13 protein-coding genes are annotated in these 18162 nt (G+C 47.6%); 6 read left to right on the plus strand and 7 right to left on the minus strand.

Annotation, left to right across the window (positions count from 1 at the left end):
• Positions 1 to 121: 121 nt before the first annotated feature.
• The 6 genes from QVO39_RS07815 to rsmA all read right to left on the minus strand — a co-directional run bounded on the left by QVO39_RS07815 (position 122) and on the right by rsmA (position 9868).
• The gene (locus QVO39_RS07815) at positions 122 to 1696 is read right to left on the minus strand and encodes a SusD/RagB family nutrient-binding outer membrane lipoprotein (RefSeq protein ID WP_021903696.1); all 1575 of its coding nucleotides are present in this window, start codon (positions 1694 to 1696) and stop codon (positions 122 to 124) included.
• Positions 1697 to 1740: 44 nt separating this feature from the next.
• Positions 1741 to 4917 (minus strand): SusC/RagA family TonB-linked outer membrane protein, encoded by a 3177-nt coding sequence (locus tag QVO39_RS07820; protein ID WP_021903697.1) that lies wholly within the window; start codon positions 4915 to 4917, stop codon positions 1741 to 1743.
• Positions 4918 to 5402: 485 nt separating this feature from the next.
• Positions 5403 to 6014 carry a master DNA invertase Mpi family serine-type recombinase gene (locus QVO39_RS07825; RefSeq protein ID WP_021903698.1) on the minus strand — a complete coding sequence of 204 codons (612 nt, stop codon included), beginning with the start codon at positions 6012 to 6014 and terminating at the stop codon, positions 5403 to 5405.
• A 183-nt stretch (positions 6015 to 6197) separates the two neighbouring features.
• Complete coding sequence (locus QVO39_RS07830; protein WP_021903699.1) at positions 6198 to 7727, minus strand: glycoside hydrolase family 10-like protein; 1530 nt, start codon at positions 7725 to 7727, stop codon at positions 6198 to 6200.
• Positions 7728 to 9092 (minus strand): magnesium transporter, encoded by a 1365-nt coding sequence (mgtE, locus tag QVO39_RS07835; RefSeq protein ID WP_018028520.1) that lies wholly within the window; start codon positions 9090 to 9092, stop codon positions 7728 to 7730.
• Positions 9089 to 9868 (minus strand): 16S rRNA (adenine(1518)-N(6)/adenine(1519)-N(6))-dimethyltransferase RsmA, encoded by a 780-nt coding sequence (gene rsmA, locus QVO39_RS07840; RefSeq protein WP_021903700.1) that lies wholly within the window; start codon positions 9866 to 9868, stop codon positions 9089 to 9091. The genes mgtE and rsmA overlap by 4 nt, the downstream gene beginning before the upstream one ends.
• 105 nt (positions 9869 to 9973) lie before the next feature.
• Between rsmA and QVO39_RS07845 the strand changes: the two genes are divergently transcribed.
• Genes QVO39_RS07845 through QVO39_RS07860 form a run of 4 tightly spaced genes read left to right on the plus strand, consistent with a single transcriptional unit; the run spans position 9974 to position 13192 of the window.
• Complete coding sequence (locus tag QVO39_RS07845; protein WP_021903701.1) at positions 9974 to 10966, plus strand: lysylphosphatidylglycerol synthase transmembrane domain-containing protein; 993 nt, start codon at positions 9974 to 9976, stop codon at positions 10964 to 10966.
• Positions 10967 to 10970: 4 nt separating this feature from the next.
• A complete protein-coding gene (pheS, locus tag QVO39_RS07850) occupies positions 10971 to 11999 on the plus strand; it encodes a phenylalanine--tRNA ligase subunit alpha (protein ID WP_021903702.1) in 1029 nt (342 codons plus the stop codon).
• Positions 11996 to 12652 (plus strand): endonuclease III, encoded by a 657-nt coding sequence (gene nth / locus QVO39_RS07855; protein ID WP_021903703.1) that lies wholly within the window; start codon positions 11996 to 11998, stop codon positions 12650 to 12652. Before pheS ends, nth begins: the two co-directional genes overlap by 4 nt.
• Before the next feature lie 12 nt (positions 12653 to 12664).
• Entirely contained in the window at positions 12665 to 13192 is a 528-nt protein-coding gene (locus tag QVO39_RS07860) for a GNAT family N-acetyltransferase (protein WP_021903704.1), read from the plus strand.
• Between the two features lie 274 nt (positions 13193 to 13466).
• Here QVO39_RS07860 and QVO39_RS07865 read toward each other — a convergent pair whose 3' ends face one another.
• Complete coding sequence (locus QVO39_RS07865) at positions 13467 to 15149, minus strand: nucleoside kinase (RefSeq protein ID WP_021903705.1); 1683 nt, start codon at positions 15147 to 15149, stop codon at positions 13467 to 13469.
• 80 nt (positions 15150 to 15229) lie between these two features.
• Here QVO39_RS07865 and QVO39_RS07870 point away from each other — a divergent pair, with 80 nt between their 5' ends.
• Positions 15230 to 16636, plus strand: coding sequence for a Gfo/Idh/MocA family oxidoreductase (locus tag QVO39_RS07870; protein WP_500576631.1), 1407 nt, complete (start codon positions 15230 to 15232; stop codon positions 16634 to 16636).
• A 215-nt stretch (positions 16637 to 16851) separates the two neighbouring features.
• Complete coding sequence (locus QVO39_RS07875; protein ID WP_021903707.1) at positions 16852 to 18051, plus strand: OmpA family protein; 1200 nt, start codon at positions 16852 to 16854, stop codon at positions 18049 to 18051.
• The last annotated feature ends 111 nt before the right edge of the window (positions 18052 to 18162 follow it).

An 18162-nucleotide genomic window follows, 5' to 3' on the forward strand; every position in this document is an offset into this window, starting at 1 on the left:
AGGCCACCCTATCCCTATCGATAGAGTGGCCTCTGGTGCTAATAAATAAACAATTAACAATCTCTAGCAGTCATCGAAATGGTACGAAAAATGGTTGCTAGAACTGTCCTTTAGCTGTGTATTAGTCGTTATCTGCAACGTCCCACCATAATCTGGTATCAAAGTTATCGGGTCCTTGAAGCTTAATCGCTGCATCATAATTATCTCTATTCACCTCATAGTCGTTGAGGTAATAGTAGCGGCGGTAAGGGATATGTGAAGCATTGAGCTTGCCTGCTTCCCCTACACCTAGCTTTGGATAATTGAGACGTCTCCAATCACTCCAGGCTTCAATGCCATTCTCATTAAATCCTGAGAGCCATCTCTGTAGTGCAATCTTATTGATCTTTTCTTGCTGAGAGCCTTGTAGCTTAATGGCATCTTGTGCAAGGTACTCATTTGGATCTACTAGCAGTTGATACTCTCCTTGCATCTTGTCAAAGGCGGATATCCCAGCTGGAGTCTTTTCAGCCTTAAGGAGGTCTACCGCCTCATTGACCCGTTTGTTATTATAAGAGAGTACAATGGCTTTATTGTAAAGAGCCTCTGCATCAGCTGCGATCCAACCACGCACAGCCGCTTCCGCTTCAATAAGAAGCATACGGGTGGCAGAGATAATGGTAATTTTAGAGTTTTTGGCTGTGATAAATGGGTGAAGCTCGCACACCTTACCAGTATATTCGCCGATCTCAGCTCTAGGGGTACCAAATGGTACTGCAAATAGTTCATAGGTAGCTGTAGGAGCAGCATACGTGTAGACACGTGCATCCTTAAGCTCTACAAACTTATCTACTAGTGTTGCAGAGGGATAGAAGTCCTTACGATTAGAGACATAGTAGTTGCTGTAGATGGGGTTCATATTGTCATTTTCCAGCGTATACTGGTAGCATAGGTTGGCATCATTGGTGGTGATACCGCCATCGGCATAGGCTTTTGCAAAGCGAGCCTTACCTACCTCGGGAGCTACGTCGGATAGCTTAATTGCCATCATCATACGGATAGAGGCATTAAGCTTCTTCCAATTGTCAATATTGCCACCATATAAGATATCAAAGTATCCATCAATAGAGCCTCCCTGTGAGAGTAGTGCATAGGCTTCGTTGAGCTTTTTGTCAAGGGCCTCATAGATATGCTCTTGGGTGTCAAACTTGGGAGTGAAGTTACCCTCGTCTCCTAGCAGTGCCTCATCAAGATAGAGCATACCTACAATATCGGTCATATGCATGTAGTAAAAAGCTTCAAGGGTCATAGCTACACCTAGCTGGATATTGTTACTTCCCATTCCGAGAACGGTCTCAGAATTGGCTAGCTCCTTATCTAGATTCATCTCTTGGATATTCTTGAGATTCTTTAGGAAGGTGGTGTAGTAGAAGGTCATATTGAAGTCCTTAATCCCAAACTGTGTATACTGCACGTTCTTTGCTTCAGCAAAATAGTGGGTATAGAGCTGAGAGAATGGGTCGTACATATTGACGCTAGGTGCAGGTGCCGAAGTGTAGACTGGGAAGGTGACGCCTTGCATGGCTCTAGAGAAGAGATAGCGGGTATCTCTAGTACTAGGGTTATTTGGATCTATATTGACATCGCCGAAGTGACCACAAGCACCAAGTAGCATGAGTGCCAAGGTGGCGAATAGTGTGTATTTTATAGTTTTCATATTTGTCGTCTCTTCTAGTAAATTATTCCTATTTCTCTAAAGATCTAGAATGTAAGCCCTATTGTGAAACCATAGGAGCGTGTGGAGATGGACTGACCACCCTCTACATAACCATAAGTAGAGCCACTAATTTCAGATGGGTCAATGTTAGGGGTAGCAGAGTAGATGAGCCATGGATTTTGAGCTACGAAAGATATCCGTGCTGCAGTAAGTCCAATACCTAGCTTGTCTAGTAGCTTTCTTTCAAAGTTGTAGCCCACTGAAAGCTCACGAAGTTTAACGTAGGTGGCATCGTAAACAGCGTCTGCCCAAGTCATAGGACTTAGATCTTGATAATAAAGCTGTGCATCAATATAGCCATCCATTGGCTTACCATCTTTATCTACACCAGTGAGATGGAGACCTCCACCCTTGTCAACTGGATCGCGGAGTGGGTTGCCCTTGTCATTGAGTCCAGCAGTCTCTTGAAGTATACCAGAGCCCTTACCCCAATAGTTGGTCCAAGAGACGATATTTCCACCTACAGCATAGTCTAGTGCTGCACTGATGACAAAACCATATAGATTGAGGGAGGTGTTAAATCCTCCAGTAAACTTTGGCTGAGCGATACCTAGCTCCTTATCTTCCTTATCTTGGATTGGAGCAACCATACCATTCTTTAGCTTACGAAGAATAAGGTTGCCACTCTCATCTCTTTGCCAGTCGTTACCCTTGATAACACCAATAGGACGACCTTCAATAGCATTGATGGAGATGGGGGTGTAAAACTTGGTCCAATAAATCTGATAGGAGTCGTCATCGCGGTCATTGGCCTCTAGCTCAACAAGAGTATTGACGTTGCGAGCGATATTGAAGTTGACGTCCCATTGGATATCTTTGGTCTTTACAGGAGTGCCACCTAGGCTGATCTCAATACCTCTATTTCGGATAAGTCCAGCATTGATCTTACGGGTGGTATAGCCACTAGCAGGAGTAACGTTTTTATTGATGATTTGGTTCCGTGAGTCACGATTATAGAAATTGATATCACCCCAGAATCGATTGTCAAACATTCTGAATTCTGTACCTACTTCGTATGAGGTAGAGATAGTTGGCTTGATTGATGGGTCTAATAGGTTACGAGAAGTACGCATAGTGGTACGACCGTCGTACTTGGTTTCTGCCACGTAAATAGGGTTGATGAGGTAGCTATTCATCGTGGAACCCACTTGAGCTGCTGAAGCTCTTAGCTTCCAGAAGTTGAGCCAAGGTGCTTTGATCAGGTTGCTGAGCATCACGGATGCACTGGCGCCACCATACAGGTAACTATTGTAATCTGGGTGAAGAGTTGAGGTCCAGTCGTTGCGGAGGTTAAGGTCGAGATAGTAGGTGTCGTCCCACCCTAGGGTCGCTGTCCCAAATACACTTTGGTTTTTTTGCTGGATAAGTTCGTTCTCACCTCCAGGAAGTCCATTTGAACTTTTTAAATTCCAGAAGCGGTTAAGGAACATACCATCTCTCGTAAAGCCTCCTACATATTTGTAATCATAGGTTTGATACTCTCCAAATAGCATGGCATCTAGGGTTAGGCGATCTTGGAAATACCTATCGCTATAAGAGAGGAAGCCTTGATACTGCATATCTTTGATGGAGGTTTGCTGAGTTACAAACTCCTCGGTGGTACCTAGACCCGCTGGTATCTTACGCTCGTAGACACTGCTCCGTATATTACCATTGATATTGGTTCCGATCTTTAGCCCTTCAATGATTGTGTACTCTACATTGCCACTGAAGACGTTCCAAAGATACTCTGATGTCCTATTGACTTCGTTTTGAAGGGCAAAAGGATTCCAGTGGAATGCTGGTGATAAGTCGGTTGGACTATTGATGTTCCAAGTCCTAAAGGTGCCATCGGGGCGCTTGTAGTCCTTTAGTGCATTGATATCTACGTTGGTATTACCCCATTGGAGGTAAGACTGTAGGAATTCACCGAACTCCCCAAATCCCTCAATCGCTGCATTGTGATTCATACGGTAGGTCATCTTGTAATCCAGAGATACTGTGAGCTTTGGACTTACATTGAATCCCGAATAAATGGAGAGGAAGTGGCGCTTCGCATCTGAATTGTACTGCACACCATTTCTTTGGACGTTGGTAAAGGAGATCCTAGTATTGTACCCTTCACCAGCCTTGGCAAATGAAACGTTTGTGGTATTATTGGTACCTGTGCGATACAGTTCGGTGATATCCATTCCAAAGGTCCAAGGTGCCTCCTGTCCAAAACGTGGGTCGGTAGGATCCCAAGCATAGAATGGCATATATGGCTTTCCATCAAACTTTGGCCCCCAGCTAGAGTCATTATTGTAGTCATAGTATCTACGACCTTCAAATTGCTTGAATGACTCGGGCATTGTGGCGGGATCAAACTTAAAAGTAGGTAGTGGCTCGCTGGCACCTAAGTAGCCACCACCATATTCCTTTTGAATCTTAGCATGAGATAGTGGAACCTCAGCGGTGAAGGTGTGGCTAATCTCAAAGATGGCACGACCTTCCTTAGCCTTCTTGGAGGTGATGATGATAGCACCATTGCCACCTCTAGAGCCATAAAGTGATGTGGCAGCAGGCCCCTTGAGCACATTGACACTCTCCACATCGTCCATATTGACGGAGTTGACATTGGTAATCACTCCATCTACTACATAGATAGGCTCATTACCCACTGCAGAGGTAAGAGATGAAGTACCACGAAGTACTACACTACCAGCATCGAACTTGGAGCCTGAACCACCTAAAAACCTCACACCAGAGACCTTGCCAACCAAGGCATTATTGAGATCGGTCTGGCGAGTGGTCTGTAGCTTTTCGGCTTTAATCTCCTGTGCAGCGTAGCCGATAGACTTTTTCTGCCTCGAGATACCCATAGCGGTGACCACTACTTCATCTAGAATTTCATTGTCGGGAACTAATTTGACACGCATAGTAGCCGCTGCTGGCACCTCTTGATTATGGTAGCCTACATAGCTGAAGAGAATGGGCTCCCCTTTAGTTGCCTTAAGTTCAAAGGCACCATTGAGATTGGTGAGAGCACCAACGGATGGGTTGTTTTTCAGACGGACAGTTGCACTAATCACTGGGTCGTTGTTTTCGTCGACTACGACACCTTTCACTGTGATGGTCTGTCCAAGTGCACTTCCTATGACGCAAGTGCAAAGGGCGATTAATAACCAAAATCTTCTTTTCATAGTCTTCTCTTGATTAGTTTTAATTGTTATTTTTATTGTTTGCGTCTTGTCGTTCTATTTATAGTAGTGACCCTATTATTATCTAGTTATCTGTTATATTGTCCTCTCTAGTAGCTCTATAATCTGATTGTATTTGGCTTCGAAAAGTGTCTATAATAAATGGTCTATTTCCTTGTCTATTCATATTGAAGATTAGGTGTTAAGTTCTTCTTCTTTAGGTACCGCATCATTAATTTGTCCCAAATGTAATTAATATTTTCTAAATGACCAAATATTCCAATAGTTTTCAGTTGTATTGCTTGGTATTGTTACTGTTTTCAAGATAAAGATGAAAATATGAACACTTTGCTGGAACTTTAATTGAGATGTTGATAGTGATAGATTTATTCATGTTGCTGTATCTAGAGATTGATTAAAATAGACCATTTATTATAGACACTTTTCGAAGCCAAATACAATCAGATTATAGAGCTACTAGAGAGTCTTTAGGGTTCCGCCAGCTTCTGTTCGTTGATGTAGCGGGAGAGGGTATTGCGGTCGACCTTGCAGATTTTAGCTATCTTTCGTTTGGAGATTCCCTCATTGAGTAGCTCCCTAATCAGGTTTTTCTTCTTAAAGAGTTTATGCTTTTCGGGTGCTGTGCGGCTTCCTTTTGGACGCCCTAAGATGACGCCTTCCGCCTTCTTTCGGGCAAGTGCTTCTCGGGTGCGTTGGCTGATGAGGTTACGCTCTATCTCGGCTGAGAGACCGAAGGCAAAGGCGAGGACTTTGCTCTGAATGTCGTCGCCCAATCGGTAATTATCTTTGATGGTCCAGACGCGGCATTCCTTAGTCATGCAGATATTGAGTATCTCCATAATCATAAATAGGTTTCGCCCTAGGCGGGATAGCTCACTGCAGATAATGATGTCGTCTTTGTCCACCTTCTTGAGGAGAGTGCCCAGCTGTCGCTTTGTATAGTTTTTGGTGCCGCTGATGGTCTCTTCGATCCAATCGTCAATAGTTAGCTGTTGCCGCTCGCAGAAGTTGTTGATCTCGAAGCGTTGATTCTCCACTGTTTGCTTGTCGCTACTGACTCTGATGTATCCGTATATCATGTCTCTAAGGGTGTTTTTACCGTTGTACACGAACAGAGACAATAATGGGGATCTAAACTAATGGCGCGGTTACTCTATTTTCGGTGGTATGCTGCAGCTCTTTCCTTCGGTGATTTAATAAAAAAGGCACCACTAGTTCTTTTGTATGCTATCTATTTATGACTACGAAAGGGGGAAGTAAGGTTAGATTTTGGCTTTGATGCCGTGGGCGATGAGGATCTCGTGATTGTACCGATTGATGCGGGTGATGGTGAAGGCGACTTTGTGTCGACCGTCGATGTGGGGGAGTTGAAAGAAGGGGTCTTGGGTGATAGCGAGTAGGTGCTCACCGCTGATCGCCTTCTGTAGCTTCTCGCCCCGTGGATGCATATACACTACAAAGTACTTGGTCTCTAGCCCAGCTGGGTAGGGCATATCGGGCTCCCAATAGAGAGTGGTGAGCCCTTGCTGCTTGATGAGGGAGGTCTCTCGCTCTGGTTCGTCAAATGGCCTAAGGTCGGCAGGATAAGGGGTAGGGGGTATGAGGGCTATGGGCTTCCAATAGGTATTGAGCAGCTGCTTATTGATCCCCTTGTAATTGGTGAATAACTGGTCGGCTGGCCAAAGGATGTCGCCCTGAGCCGTCTGAGCGGAGATGTTGAGCTTGGCGTGTAGGTCGTTGGCATCAAGGCTTCGCTTCACATCTTGCCCTATGTAATAGTGTGCGAGGTGTATCTTTTGGCTCCACCAGCGTGCCAGCTCAGTATATTCGGCCGCCTTGTGCCCGATCTCCCAGTAGATTTGTGGCACAATGTAATCGACCCAACCCATGGCGTCCCATAGTAGGATATCGGCATAGAGGTCGTCGTAATTCTGTAGTCCAAAGGTCGCGCTGCCGGAGGGGTGGCTCCTTTGGTTACGGTAGATGCCAAAGGGGCTGATGCCTAGGCGGACATAGGGCTTACGGGCTTTTATGGTGCGGTGTAGCTCTTGTATGAGCTGATTGACATTATCGCGTCGCCACTCCTCAATCGCTTTGAAGCCTCGTGGGTTTCGCTCAAAGTCGGCTCTATCGGGGAGCACTTCGCCAGCAATGGGATAGGGGTAGAAGTAGTCGTCGAGGTGGATGGCATCAATATCGTACCGCTCTACAAGGTCATCGACCACTTGCGAGAGGTAGTGAATCACCTCGGGAAGAGCGGGATTGAAAAAGAGCTGTTGGCCGTAGCGGAAAAACCACTCGGGGTGTCGGTAGTAGGGGTGCTGAGGGGCTAGGGTATTACTGATATTGGTGGCAGCTCGGTAGGGATTGATCCAGGCGTGTAGCTCCATTCCCCGCTTGTGGCACTCCGCCACCATAAAGGCGAGGGGATCCCAAAGTGGCTGTGGGGCTATGCCTTGTTGGCCTGTGAGGGTACGGCTCCAGGGCTCGTAGGGGCTATAAAACCACGCATCGGCCTCCGACCGCACTTGGAAAATAACGGCATTGGCTCCTAACTGCTGTAGGAGGTCGAGCCGCTCTATCAGCTTTGCCTGTATGTATTGAGTGCTTTTTCCTTGGAACTCACCTCGCCATGCATTGGGGATCCAAGCACCTCTAAACTGTCGCTTCTGAGGTTGGTAGACCTGGCTATTGGCCTGCTGGGTATACTCTTTATTGGAGAGTGCTTTCTGTGTTTTACACCCTACGAGGAGTAGTGGTAGGAGCAGTAGGAGTAGATATAGTCGCTTCATTTACATACCTCCAAAGTAGGAGAATAGGGCGTTGGTGATATTCATATAAATAAACATACCGATCAGGTCGTTCATAATCGTGATGAAAGGGCCAGTCGCACGGGCAGGGTCCATCTTGAGTTTATTAAGCCCGAGAGGGACTACCGTGCCAAAGAGATTGGCGAAAAGCACCACCACAAAGATACTGATAGAGACGGAGGCCATCACCACAATATTCTTCAAGAAGAAGTAATTGTAGATGAAGAGGATAAAGCTGAGGATGCCACCATTCATAATTGCGATAGCGAGCTCCTTGGAGAGAAGTTTGCCGATCCTTTCCGTCTTGAGTGACCCTGCGGCAAGGTCCTGCACGATGATAGCGGAGGACTGCATCCCCACGTTACCTCCCGTACCACCCATTAGTGGAATAAAGAGAGAGACAGCGGGCACGGAGGCAAAGACGGCATCGTAATTACCGAGAATCATACTATTCAGCACTCCACCAACCATGCCAAGCATCAGCCAAGGGAGGCGGGCTCCTATCTGCCGGGTAACGGTATCGGAGCTCTCTACGTCTTGCGAAAGACCGGATGCCAATTGGTAATCCTTTTCATGCAAGTCGCGCATCTCATCGACTACGTCGTCCACGGTAATCACTCCTACCAAGCGACCGATGCTATCAACTACTGGGATCGCCACTAAGTCGTACCGCTCAAAGGCGTGTACCACCTCTTCGGTAGTGTCGTTTTCGTGTAGCATCACAGGGTCGTGCACGATAATATGCTTGATCTTAGAGACATTGGGGCTGGTAAGTACCTTCTTGATAGGGAGGATGCCTTGTAGCCGCTCCTCATCATCCACTACATAGATGTAGTAGACCTCGTCCATCTCCGAGGCTTGCTTGCGGAGCTCCTCCATGCACTGAGGCATAGACCAATTTTCATTTACCACCATCATCTCCTTACGCATGATACCACCGGCGGTATCGTGCTCGTAGCGGAGTAGGTCGATAATCTCACCCGCCTGCTCTATATCATCAACGTGCGAGAGAATCGCTTCCTGCTTATCTTCGTCTAGCTCCTGAAGTAAGTCGGCCGCATCGTCGGTGTCCATGTGGGTGACGAAGGTATCGGCGATCTCCTCATCGGAGAGGAGGTTGAGCACCTCTTTTCGCTCATCCTCATCCATCTCCATCAGTGCATCAGCAGCAAGAGACCCTGGAAGCTGTCGGTAAAGGAATAGGGTATCCTCTGCCGGTAGCTCCTCAAGTAGCTCTGCAATATCGGCAGGGTACATCTGAGTTACCAGATCTTTTAACTGCTGCTCGTCTCTATTGGCAATGAGGTCGAGGATTTGCTGCTCCTCTTTCTTATCCATCTCTATCATTGGAGTAGTTGTGCTATATCGTTGGTTAGGGTGATGAAGTCATCTACCGCTAGTTGTTCGGGTCTCTTTTGGAGAAGAGGGTGCGATTCGGGCAGTTGCTGCTCACTGAGTAGGGGTTTAAGTGAATTGCGTAGCATCTTACGTCGCTGGTTAAATGCCGTTTTCACCACCTGCTTGAATAATCTCTCGTCGCACCCTAGCTCGGTACGCTGGTTGCGGGTCATTCGGATCACTCCACTCTGTACCTTGGGAGGTGGGTTGAAATTACCTGGGGCAACGCTAAATAGGTACTCTACATCGTACCATGCTTGTAGTAGGACACTCAGAATGCCGTACTCCTTGCTCCCCGGTCCACTGGCTAGCCGTGCTGCCACCTCCTTTTGGAGCATGCCCGCTGCCGCTGGTATGTGCTCTCTGTATTCAAGCATATGGAAGAAGATCTGGCTGCTAATGTTGTAGGGGTAGTTACCAATGAGCAGAAAGGGGGCACCATCATAGACCGTATCAAGGGGTAGAGTGAGGAAGTCGGCCTCAATGATATGGGGGATGAGTGAGGGAAAGGCTACACGTAGGTAGGCGATTGACTCGGTATCAATCTCTACCACCTTAGTGGCTGGGTACTTGGTGGTGAGGTACTGAGTGAGCACTCCCATCCCTGGACCTACCTCTAATATGGGCAGATTGTACTGCACAAGGGTATCGGCAATTCGCTCCGCAATCTCAAGATTGTGGAGGAAGTGCTGACCCAATGATTTCTTAGCCCGTACCTTTTGCATCTCTGAATATTCTATTTATTGAGGTAGAAATGGTAACTTTGCCAAGTCGTATCTACCTATTTGTGCAAAGATACCAAAAACAGATGAGGAGATGAGGCATTGAAGATGAATAGGAGACTTAAGCGAATACTCAAAGTAGTCCTGCCACTAGCATTCGGACTGCTGATCCTGTGGTTGCTTTATCGCCATATGGATATGCAAGCATTGCTCTCAACACTGAAGAGTGATGCTCGCTTTGGTGTCATCTTCCTTGGCTGTCTCTTCGGTACACTAGGCAATACCATTAGGGGGTTGCGCTGGCAGCTCCTCAATCGCACACTCGATCCCGAGGTGAGCTGTATCAATTCGATTCTCACCACTCATGGCAATTATGGCGTCAGCTTGGCACTGCCACGTGTGGGGGAAGTATGGAGAGTGGCTACCATGTCGCACTACTCAGGGATCGGCTTTGGCCGACTCTTAGGGACCCTCTTTGTGGATCGCATCTTTGATGTGATTGTTTTGGTGGTATTGGTGCTACTAGGATTGTTGGTCAACGCTCCTTTCTTTAGTGAGTTCATAACTGCCAACCCCAGGATCGTTGCGTGGTGGGGGAAAGTCATCACCTCGCCTTGGTTCTATCTGGTGATAGCAATTTTGATTGGCTCGCTGGTGGCTCTTGTGCTGTGGGTAAAGCGGAGTGAGCGAGGTCGACATTTGGTCAAAAACGTGATAGAGGGGTTGCGAACGCTACAGACGATGTCGCATAAGGGACTCTTTTATCTCTACACTGTGGGGATTTGGGCCGGCTACTTCTTGCAGTTTTATGTCTGCTTTTGGGCTTTTAGCTTTACCCAAGGGCTAGGTTTTTCTGCTGGTTTGCTGAGCTTTGTGATGGCGAGTGTGGGGGTGTTGGTCCCTACGCAAGGGGGCATGGGTGGCTGGCACTTTATGGTGATATATACGCTGATGGCTTATGGTGTGGAGAGTGCCGATGCACAGAGCTTTGCACTGATAGTGCACACTTGCCAGGCGATCCTATGGACGGGATTCGTAGGCTTGCTATCCATGGCACTATTGCCAGTGGTGAATAGAAATAGAAATATAGTAAATGAATAAAGATATGAAGGATAAGATTCAGAACCTCCTGGAGGAGGTAAAGCAGTTGGTAGCTCCTAAGACAGAAGAGGAGCTGGAGGCGCTTCGCCTCAAGTATCTGAGCAAGAAGGGGCTGATCAATCAGTTGATGGCCGACTTCAAGAGCGTACCTGCTGAGGAGAAGCGGGAGATAGGCAAGGCACTTAATGAGCTGAAGACCAAGGTGACTAGCCAGATTGAGGAATTTAAGGCCGAGATAGAGGCCTCTAAGCATAGCGAGGAGCTACAGAGTATAGATCTCTCGCGTACTGCCTACCCATTGCCACTCGGTACACGCCACCCTCTGAGCCTAGTGAAGGAGCAGATTATTGATATTTTTAGTCGCTTGGGCTTTAATGTGGCTGAGGGACCAGAGATAGAGGATGATTGGCACGTGTTTGAGAGCCTCAACTTCCCTGAGGATCACCCGGCTAGAGATATGCAGGATACCTTTTTTATCTCTCACCACCCTGAGATTTTGCTCAGGACGCACACCTCGTCGGTGCAGAGCCGTGTGATGGAGCAGACCGAGCCTCCTATCCGTATCATCTGCCCTGGAAGAGTTTATCGCAACGAGGCGATCTCTGCTCGAGCTCACTGCTTCTTCCACCAGATTGAGGCGCTTTATGTGGCAGAGAAGGTGAGCTTTGCCGACCTCCGCCAGGTGCTGATGCACTTTGCTAGAGAGATGTTTGGCGAGGAGACCAAGATCCGTTTGCGTCCTAGCTACTTCCCCTTTACCGAGCCTAGTGCCGAGATGGATATCTCATGTAATATCTGTGGTGGCAAAGGGTGTAACCTCTGTAAGGGCTCTGGCTGGGTAGAGATCCTAGGCTGTGGTATGGTGGATAGTGCCGTGCTAGAGTCGTGTGGCATTGATAGCACCAAGTACTCGGGCTACGCACTCGGTATGGGGCTGGAGCGTATCGCCAACCTGAAGTACAGTGTGAGTGACCTACGACTATTCTCGGAGAATGACCTCCGCTTCTTGGAGCAGTTTGAGAGTGCACGATGAAACTTGCTGAGCGGTATCAGGGCGTACTCCAATGGTTTGAGAAAAATATGCCTGTGGCGGAGACGGAGCTGAACTACCGTACCCCTTTTGAATTGTTGGTGGCAGTGGTGCTCTCGGCTCAGTGTACAGATAAGCGGGTGAATCAAGTGACCCCCGATCTCTTTGAGGCGTACCCTACACCAGAGGCGATGGCGCTGGCAACGGAGGAGGATATTTTCCCCTATATCCGCTCTTGCTCTTACCCCAATAGCAAGGCGAAGCACCTTGCTGGACTTGCCCGTATGCTTACGGAAGAGTTTGGCGGAGTGATTCCCGACGACCCGAAGGAGCTGGTGAAGCTACCTGGGGTAGGGCGGAAAACGGCTAATGTGGTGCTGAGTGTGCTCTTTGATCAGCCTCGTATCGCAGTGGATACGCATGTCTACCGCGTGGCTAGGCGGATAGGACTGGCACCACAGACGGCCAATACGCCACTAAAGGTAGAGACGGTACTCGTGCGTCATATTCCTGAGGAACAGCGAGCTATTTCGCACCATTGGCTGATATTGCACGGTCGGTACACTTGCCTTGCTCGTGCCCCTAAGTGCGGAAAGTGTGGTTTGGCTCCCTTTTGCCGTTATTATGCTAAGAAGGGGGTACTATTATCTGAATGATTTTGGAAGGTTATGATGAACTTTGAAAAAGTAAGTCCCAATGATAGTAAACTACAGCGGGTGATTGATATTTATATTTCGGCCTTTCCTCAAGAGGAGCGTAGAGAGATAGAGAGTATTGAGTGGCAATTGGAGCACAATGAGTGCTACAATATGTATGCAATATGCCTTGATAAGGAGGTGGTGGGGATGTTTGTTTACTGGGACTTTGGGACGACTGTATATATCGAGTATCTGGCGATGGATGCCAATCTCCGTGGAGGAGGCCTTGGAACCAAAGCCCTTACTCAGATGATTGACCTTATTGGTGCGCGTAAGGTGATCTTTGAGGTGGAGCTGCCTGAAAATGAAATTGCTACTCGTAGGATAGACTTCTACAAGCGCTTCAACTTCCACCTTTGGGATCAAATCCCTTATGAGCAACCCCCTTACAGAGCCACCGACAATTGGTTCCCAATGCACTTAATGACCAATGGTGAGGAGCCTAATACCGATGATATTTTGCTCCTTCGTCAAAGGGTGTATAATGTATCTCAGTGACTTTAAACAATAAATCAAATTGTGAGACTGTTGCACGTGAGCGATCTGCTTCGTGTGACAGTCTCTATTTTTATCGTGCGTGCAATATTCTCTAGTTAGTAGAGCAAAAGTTGAGTTGCAACTAAGCATTTGCTGAGATGCAACTAACCATTTGCTTAGTTGCAACTAACCGATCGCTTAGATGCAACTCGAAAACCGCTAAAATATACACCTGGTTATCAGACGAACTTTTGTCTACTTATACTTACCTTTTTTATAGTCCTTAAAAAGTCGCTTAGTCACCATAGGTGCTACCACCGAGGAACTCTCGGAGAAGGGAGTTGCGGGGTGTGGACTCCATAGGGAGCGATTCGAAGAGATCTAGGAAGGTGAGAAGGCGGCTGGCGGTAGGGTAGGCGGGACTCTTTTCGCATACTTGGCGAAGTGCCGATACCGCTTGCTCTTTGAGGGCCGGCATCTCGTACAGGAAGCCACTATTAAACATCACATCGGCATTCTCCTGGTAAGGGAATATCCACTGCTCCTCACCTCGGCGTACCTCTTGCCACCGTAGGATGGTTTCTTCGGCGGAGGTGCCTCTAAACTTCATATCACGAACCATTCGGCGGATCAGTCGATTGTCGCTGGTGGAGATCCAATTGTGGTCGTCAATGGAGAGGGGAGAAAGTGCGGAGACATAGACACGATAGATGGCTTCCTCAGGGATTCCTCGGAGTAGCTCAGGATTGAGTGCGTGGATTCCCTCCATGATTAAGACGCCGTGATTGTCTAGCTTCATCTCTTTGCCTGGCAAATATTCGCGCTCTCCTTTAACGAAGTTATAGGTGGGGATATGTACCTTTTCACCCGCCATCAGGAGGGCTACATCTTCTCTCAGCTTGGGGAGGTCTATAGCGTAAAGACTTTCGTAGTCGTACTTGCCCTCTTCGTCTAGTGGGGTGTCGACCCTATTAATATAGTAGTCGTCGAGCGAGATGGCATAGGGCCATGTAAGGTTGGCAATGAGCTGAGTAGAGAGGCGCTTGCTCGTGGTGGTTTTGCCCGATGAGGAGGGTCCTGAGAGTAGTACTACGCGCACGCCCTTTTCGTACCGCTCTGCTATCTCGGAGGCGATGGAGGCAATTTCCTTTTCTTGAAGTGCCTCGGAAAGGGAGATCACTTGGCTCGCTTTGCCTTGGCGAATCAGTTCATTGAGCGGTGCCACATCCTCTACGCCAATCAACTTGAGGAGGGAAAGGTGATCTTTGAATACGCCAAATTGCTTAGGCTGGCGTACCTTGTCGTATAGCCTTTCAGGGGCTAGGTGGTCGGGCATACGTAGTAGGAAACCATCGCGATATTTTTCGAGACCAAAGCCCCACACCATACCTGTGGAGGGCAATACAGGTTCGAAAATGTAGTCAATATAGCCATCGAGCTCCTCTAATCTAGCAAAGTGGGTACAGTGCGACTCAATGAGTTGGGCGGTGGTTGGTCGGCCCTTCCTTATAAAGTAAGCGATGGCCTCTTCACTGCGTAGGTAGGTGGTATTGATAGGAAGGTCTTGGGCAATGATCTCCTTCATTCTGGTGGCGATGGACTCCAAAAGCTCGTGGGATGGGGGCGTCTCACGGCTTCCCACTACTCCATAGTAGCCATTGGATAGGGCATGCTCTACCACTACCCGTGGGTAGCCAAGCTCCTCTGCTGCTTTGTAGAGGATTAGGGCCACGGTGCTAGTGTAGGTGCGGCGTCCGTAGGGTGTCTCATAGCCTACAAAGTCAACAAACGAGGGGCGGTGGAGTGGGTGTGAAAGTGGGGTGGGCTTATTATCCACCAGTGCCAGCATGGGAAGTCCCATGGGGCTATTGGGTAGCTCTAGCCCTTCAGCTTCGTATATCTCCATAGGAGTGATGCCAACTGGGTAGACTCTTTGAGCTCCAGTCGCCTGTACTTCTATCTCTATTTCTTTATTCATTTGAACCATTATAATTCCGTAGTATTGATTATTATTGCTATCTTGGCAAATATAGCATTTTATCACTTATACGCTTACTTATGGCTAAGAAACTGATGTTTATAATTGTGCTACCGCTTTTGGTAGTCGCTACCTTTGGGTGTAGACCTTCAGGCAGTAATGATGCATTTCCCGGACTTATCAAGACGGAAGTGCCCCTACGAGCTGAGGGGCAGGAGCATATGGTGGGCTTTTTTGTCCCTGCACTGGATACCGTACGTATAGGAGTCATTGGACTTGGAATGCGTGGTCCAGATGCAGTGGATCGTTTCTGCTATATTCCAGGAGCCAAGGTGGTAGCTCTCTGTGACCTCCATCAAGAGCGTGTGGAGAAAGCCAATGAAATACTCACAAGGCATGAGCTGCCTAAGGCAGCCGAGTACTATGGTAGCGATGATGCTTGGCGTGAGCTGGTGGAGCGAGATGACCTAGACCTTATATATATAGCAACCAATTGGCAAACTCATGTGCCGATGGCACTCTATGCAATGGAGCAAGGAAAGCATGTGGCGGTAGAAGTCCCTGCAGCCCATTCGCTAGAGGATATATGGGCGCTGATCGATACTTCGGAGCGGACGCGTAAGCACTGCATGATGCTGGAGAATTGTGTCTACGACTTCTTTGAGCTCACGGTGCTGAATATGGCTCAGAAGGGGTTGCTCGGAGATATTGTCTATGCTGAGGGTGGGTATATCCACCAGCTGGAGGACTTTTGGAATGCCTACGAGGGGGATTGGCGAATGGCCTTCAATAAAACTCACCGAGGCGATATCTACCCTACGCACGGTATGGGGCCTGCTTGCCAGATACTCAATATACATAGAGGGGATAAGATGAATTATCTCGTCTCCATGGATGCTACCCCCAGGAGTATTCCGGAGTGGCTCAAGGCAAATAGAGGCGAGGAGGTGAGTGACTTTCAGAATGGGCAGCATACAGTCACGCTGATTCGTACAGAGCTAGGGCGTACTATTGAGATGCACCACGATGTAGCTACCCCTCGTCCCTACAGCCGTCAGTACAATATTGCTGGTACTAAAGGGTATGCCTCTAAATACCCAATGCCTCTGCTCGCCCTTAAGGGGGAATCGTTAAGTAGCAATCCGATACCTGACCAAAACCTAGTGGCACACTCTTGGTTGCCTAAGGTGGTACAAGAGGCGATGATGCAGGAGTACAAGCACCCGATCCATCAAGAGCTGGAGGAGGTGGCAAAGGAGATAGGTGGTCATGGAGGTATGGACTTCATTATGGACTATCGCCTAATCTATTGTCTTCGTCATGGCCTGCCACTGGATATGGATGTTTATGATATGGCTGAGTGGAGTGCCATCTCTCCGCTATCGGCAATATCACTTGAGCACAATTCTGCCCCTGTGGAGGTTCCTGACTTTACTCGTGGCTACTGGAATATTAAGGAGGGTTATCGCCATGCTTTTGCTGAATGAAGGCTACAAAATGGGTGTAAATAGGGGGATAATGTGAATTACCCTACAATTAACGGCTGTTTTTTTGTGTAAATTAAAGAGTTATTGCTATCTTTGTCAGAGAAACACCGTACACAGGTTCGTGTCGGCTCTCCGATAACGCGGTCTGAATAGGACAAGGTATCGGATTATTGAATGAGAATATAAGAGAATTGTACAATTAGAAAGTAATTTTTATGAAGACGAAAGTTATCGCACTTGTAGCAGCAAGTGTATTTGCACTAAGTGCTTCAGCACAGGAGGTTCAGACCTCAGCAAACGCAACCAATCTGCCAGGTAAGAATACAGCTTTTCAGCTAAACCCTGGTGACAATTGGTTTATCTCAGCACGTGGTGGTGCTAACTATGGTGTCTCTTTCTACAATCAAGAGATCAAGGCAAAGGACTTTGCAGAGCGTCTTGGTTATGAGGCAGGTATTGGATTCGGTAAGTGGTATACTCCTTATTTCGCTAGCCGTCTGATGGTAGATTGGGCTTGGGTAAGAGATATGCACCTTGCTAAGACCGACAATACTCACGAGTATATGTTCCATACTTTGACTCCTCACATCGACTTTATGTTTGACCCAGCTAACTACTTCGGTGTGTACAACGCTAACCGTACGGTTCGCTTCGTACCTTACATCGGTGTGGGTGTTATGGCTGCTAGAACAGCTACTAATTGTGATGCGACTAACAAGCAAAAGGAGGATAGCGCAAAGGATTGGCTAAAGCACATCAACTACGCTGTTTCTGGACACGTAGGATTTGACCTAAGCTTCCGCCTTGGCAAGACTGTAGACCTAGTACTCGCTCCTAGCGTAGTATTCTCTAACATCTACCGTCCAATGTATGAGCACTATTACCGTCCAAACAACATGCTTGCTAAGCTAGACCTTGGTCTTAACTTCAACCTTGGCAAGAGCGACTTTGATGTTGTTGAGCCTATGGACTATGCTCTTCTTAATAACCTTCAGAGCGAGATCAACTCTCTACGCTCACAGAATGCTGAGCTAAGCAAGCGCCCAGTACGTTGCCCAGAGTGCCCAGAGGTAGTAGCAACTGAGGCTAAGGTTAAGTCTGAGAACGTAGTTTACTTCCGTATCGGTAGTGCTAGAGTAGATCGCAACCAGAAGATCAACATCTACAACACTGCTGAGTTCGTTAAGAGCAACAACATCCCTGTAACTGTTATCGGTTATGCAGATGCTAAGACTGGTAGCTCTAACTACAACATGACTCTCTCTGAGAAGCGTGCTCGCGAGGTGGCTCGTATCCTTACCGATGAGTATGGTGTGCCATCTAGCCAAATCACTATCGACTACAAGGGTGACACTGTACAGCCTTATGCTGAGAATGCTTGGAACCGTGTAGTTATCATGACTGCTGAGAAGTAAGAATTCTCCTACACTTAGATAGTGTAATATATAAAGGCCTGCTAGGAGCTCCTAGCAGGCCTTTATAATTCTTGTATCCAACCTATAGCTTTCTCTTTATTTATTTAGTAC

This window comes from Porphyromonas sp. CAG:1061 (assembly GCF_000435035.1).
In the GTDB taxonomy this organism is placed as follows: domain Bacteria; phylum Bacteroidota; class Bacteroidia; order Bacteroidales; family Porphyromonadaceae; genus Porphyromonas_A; species Porphyromonas_A somerae.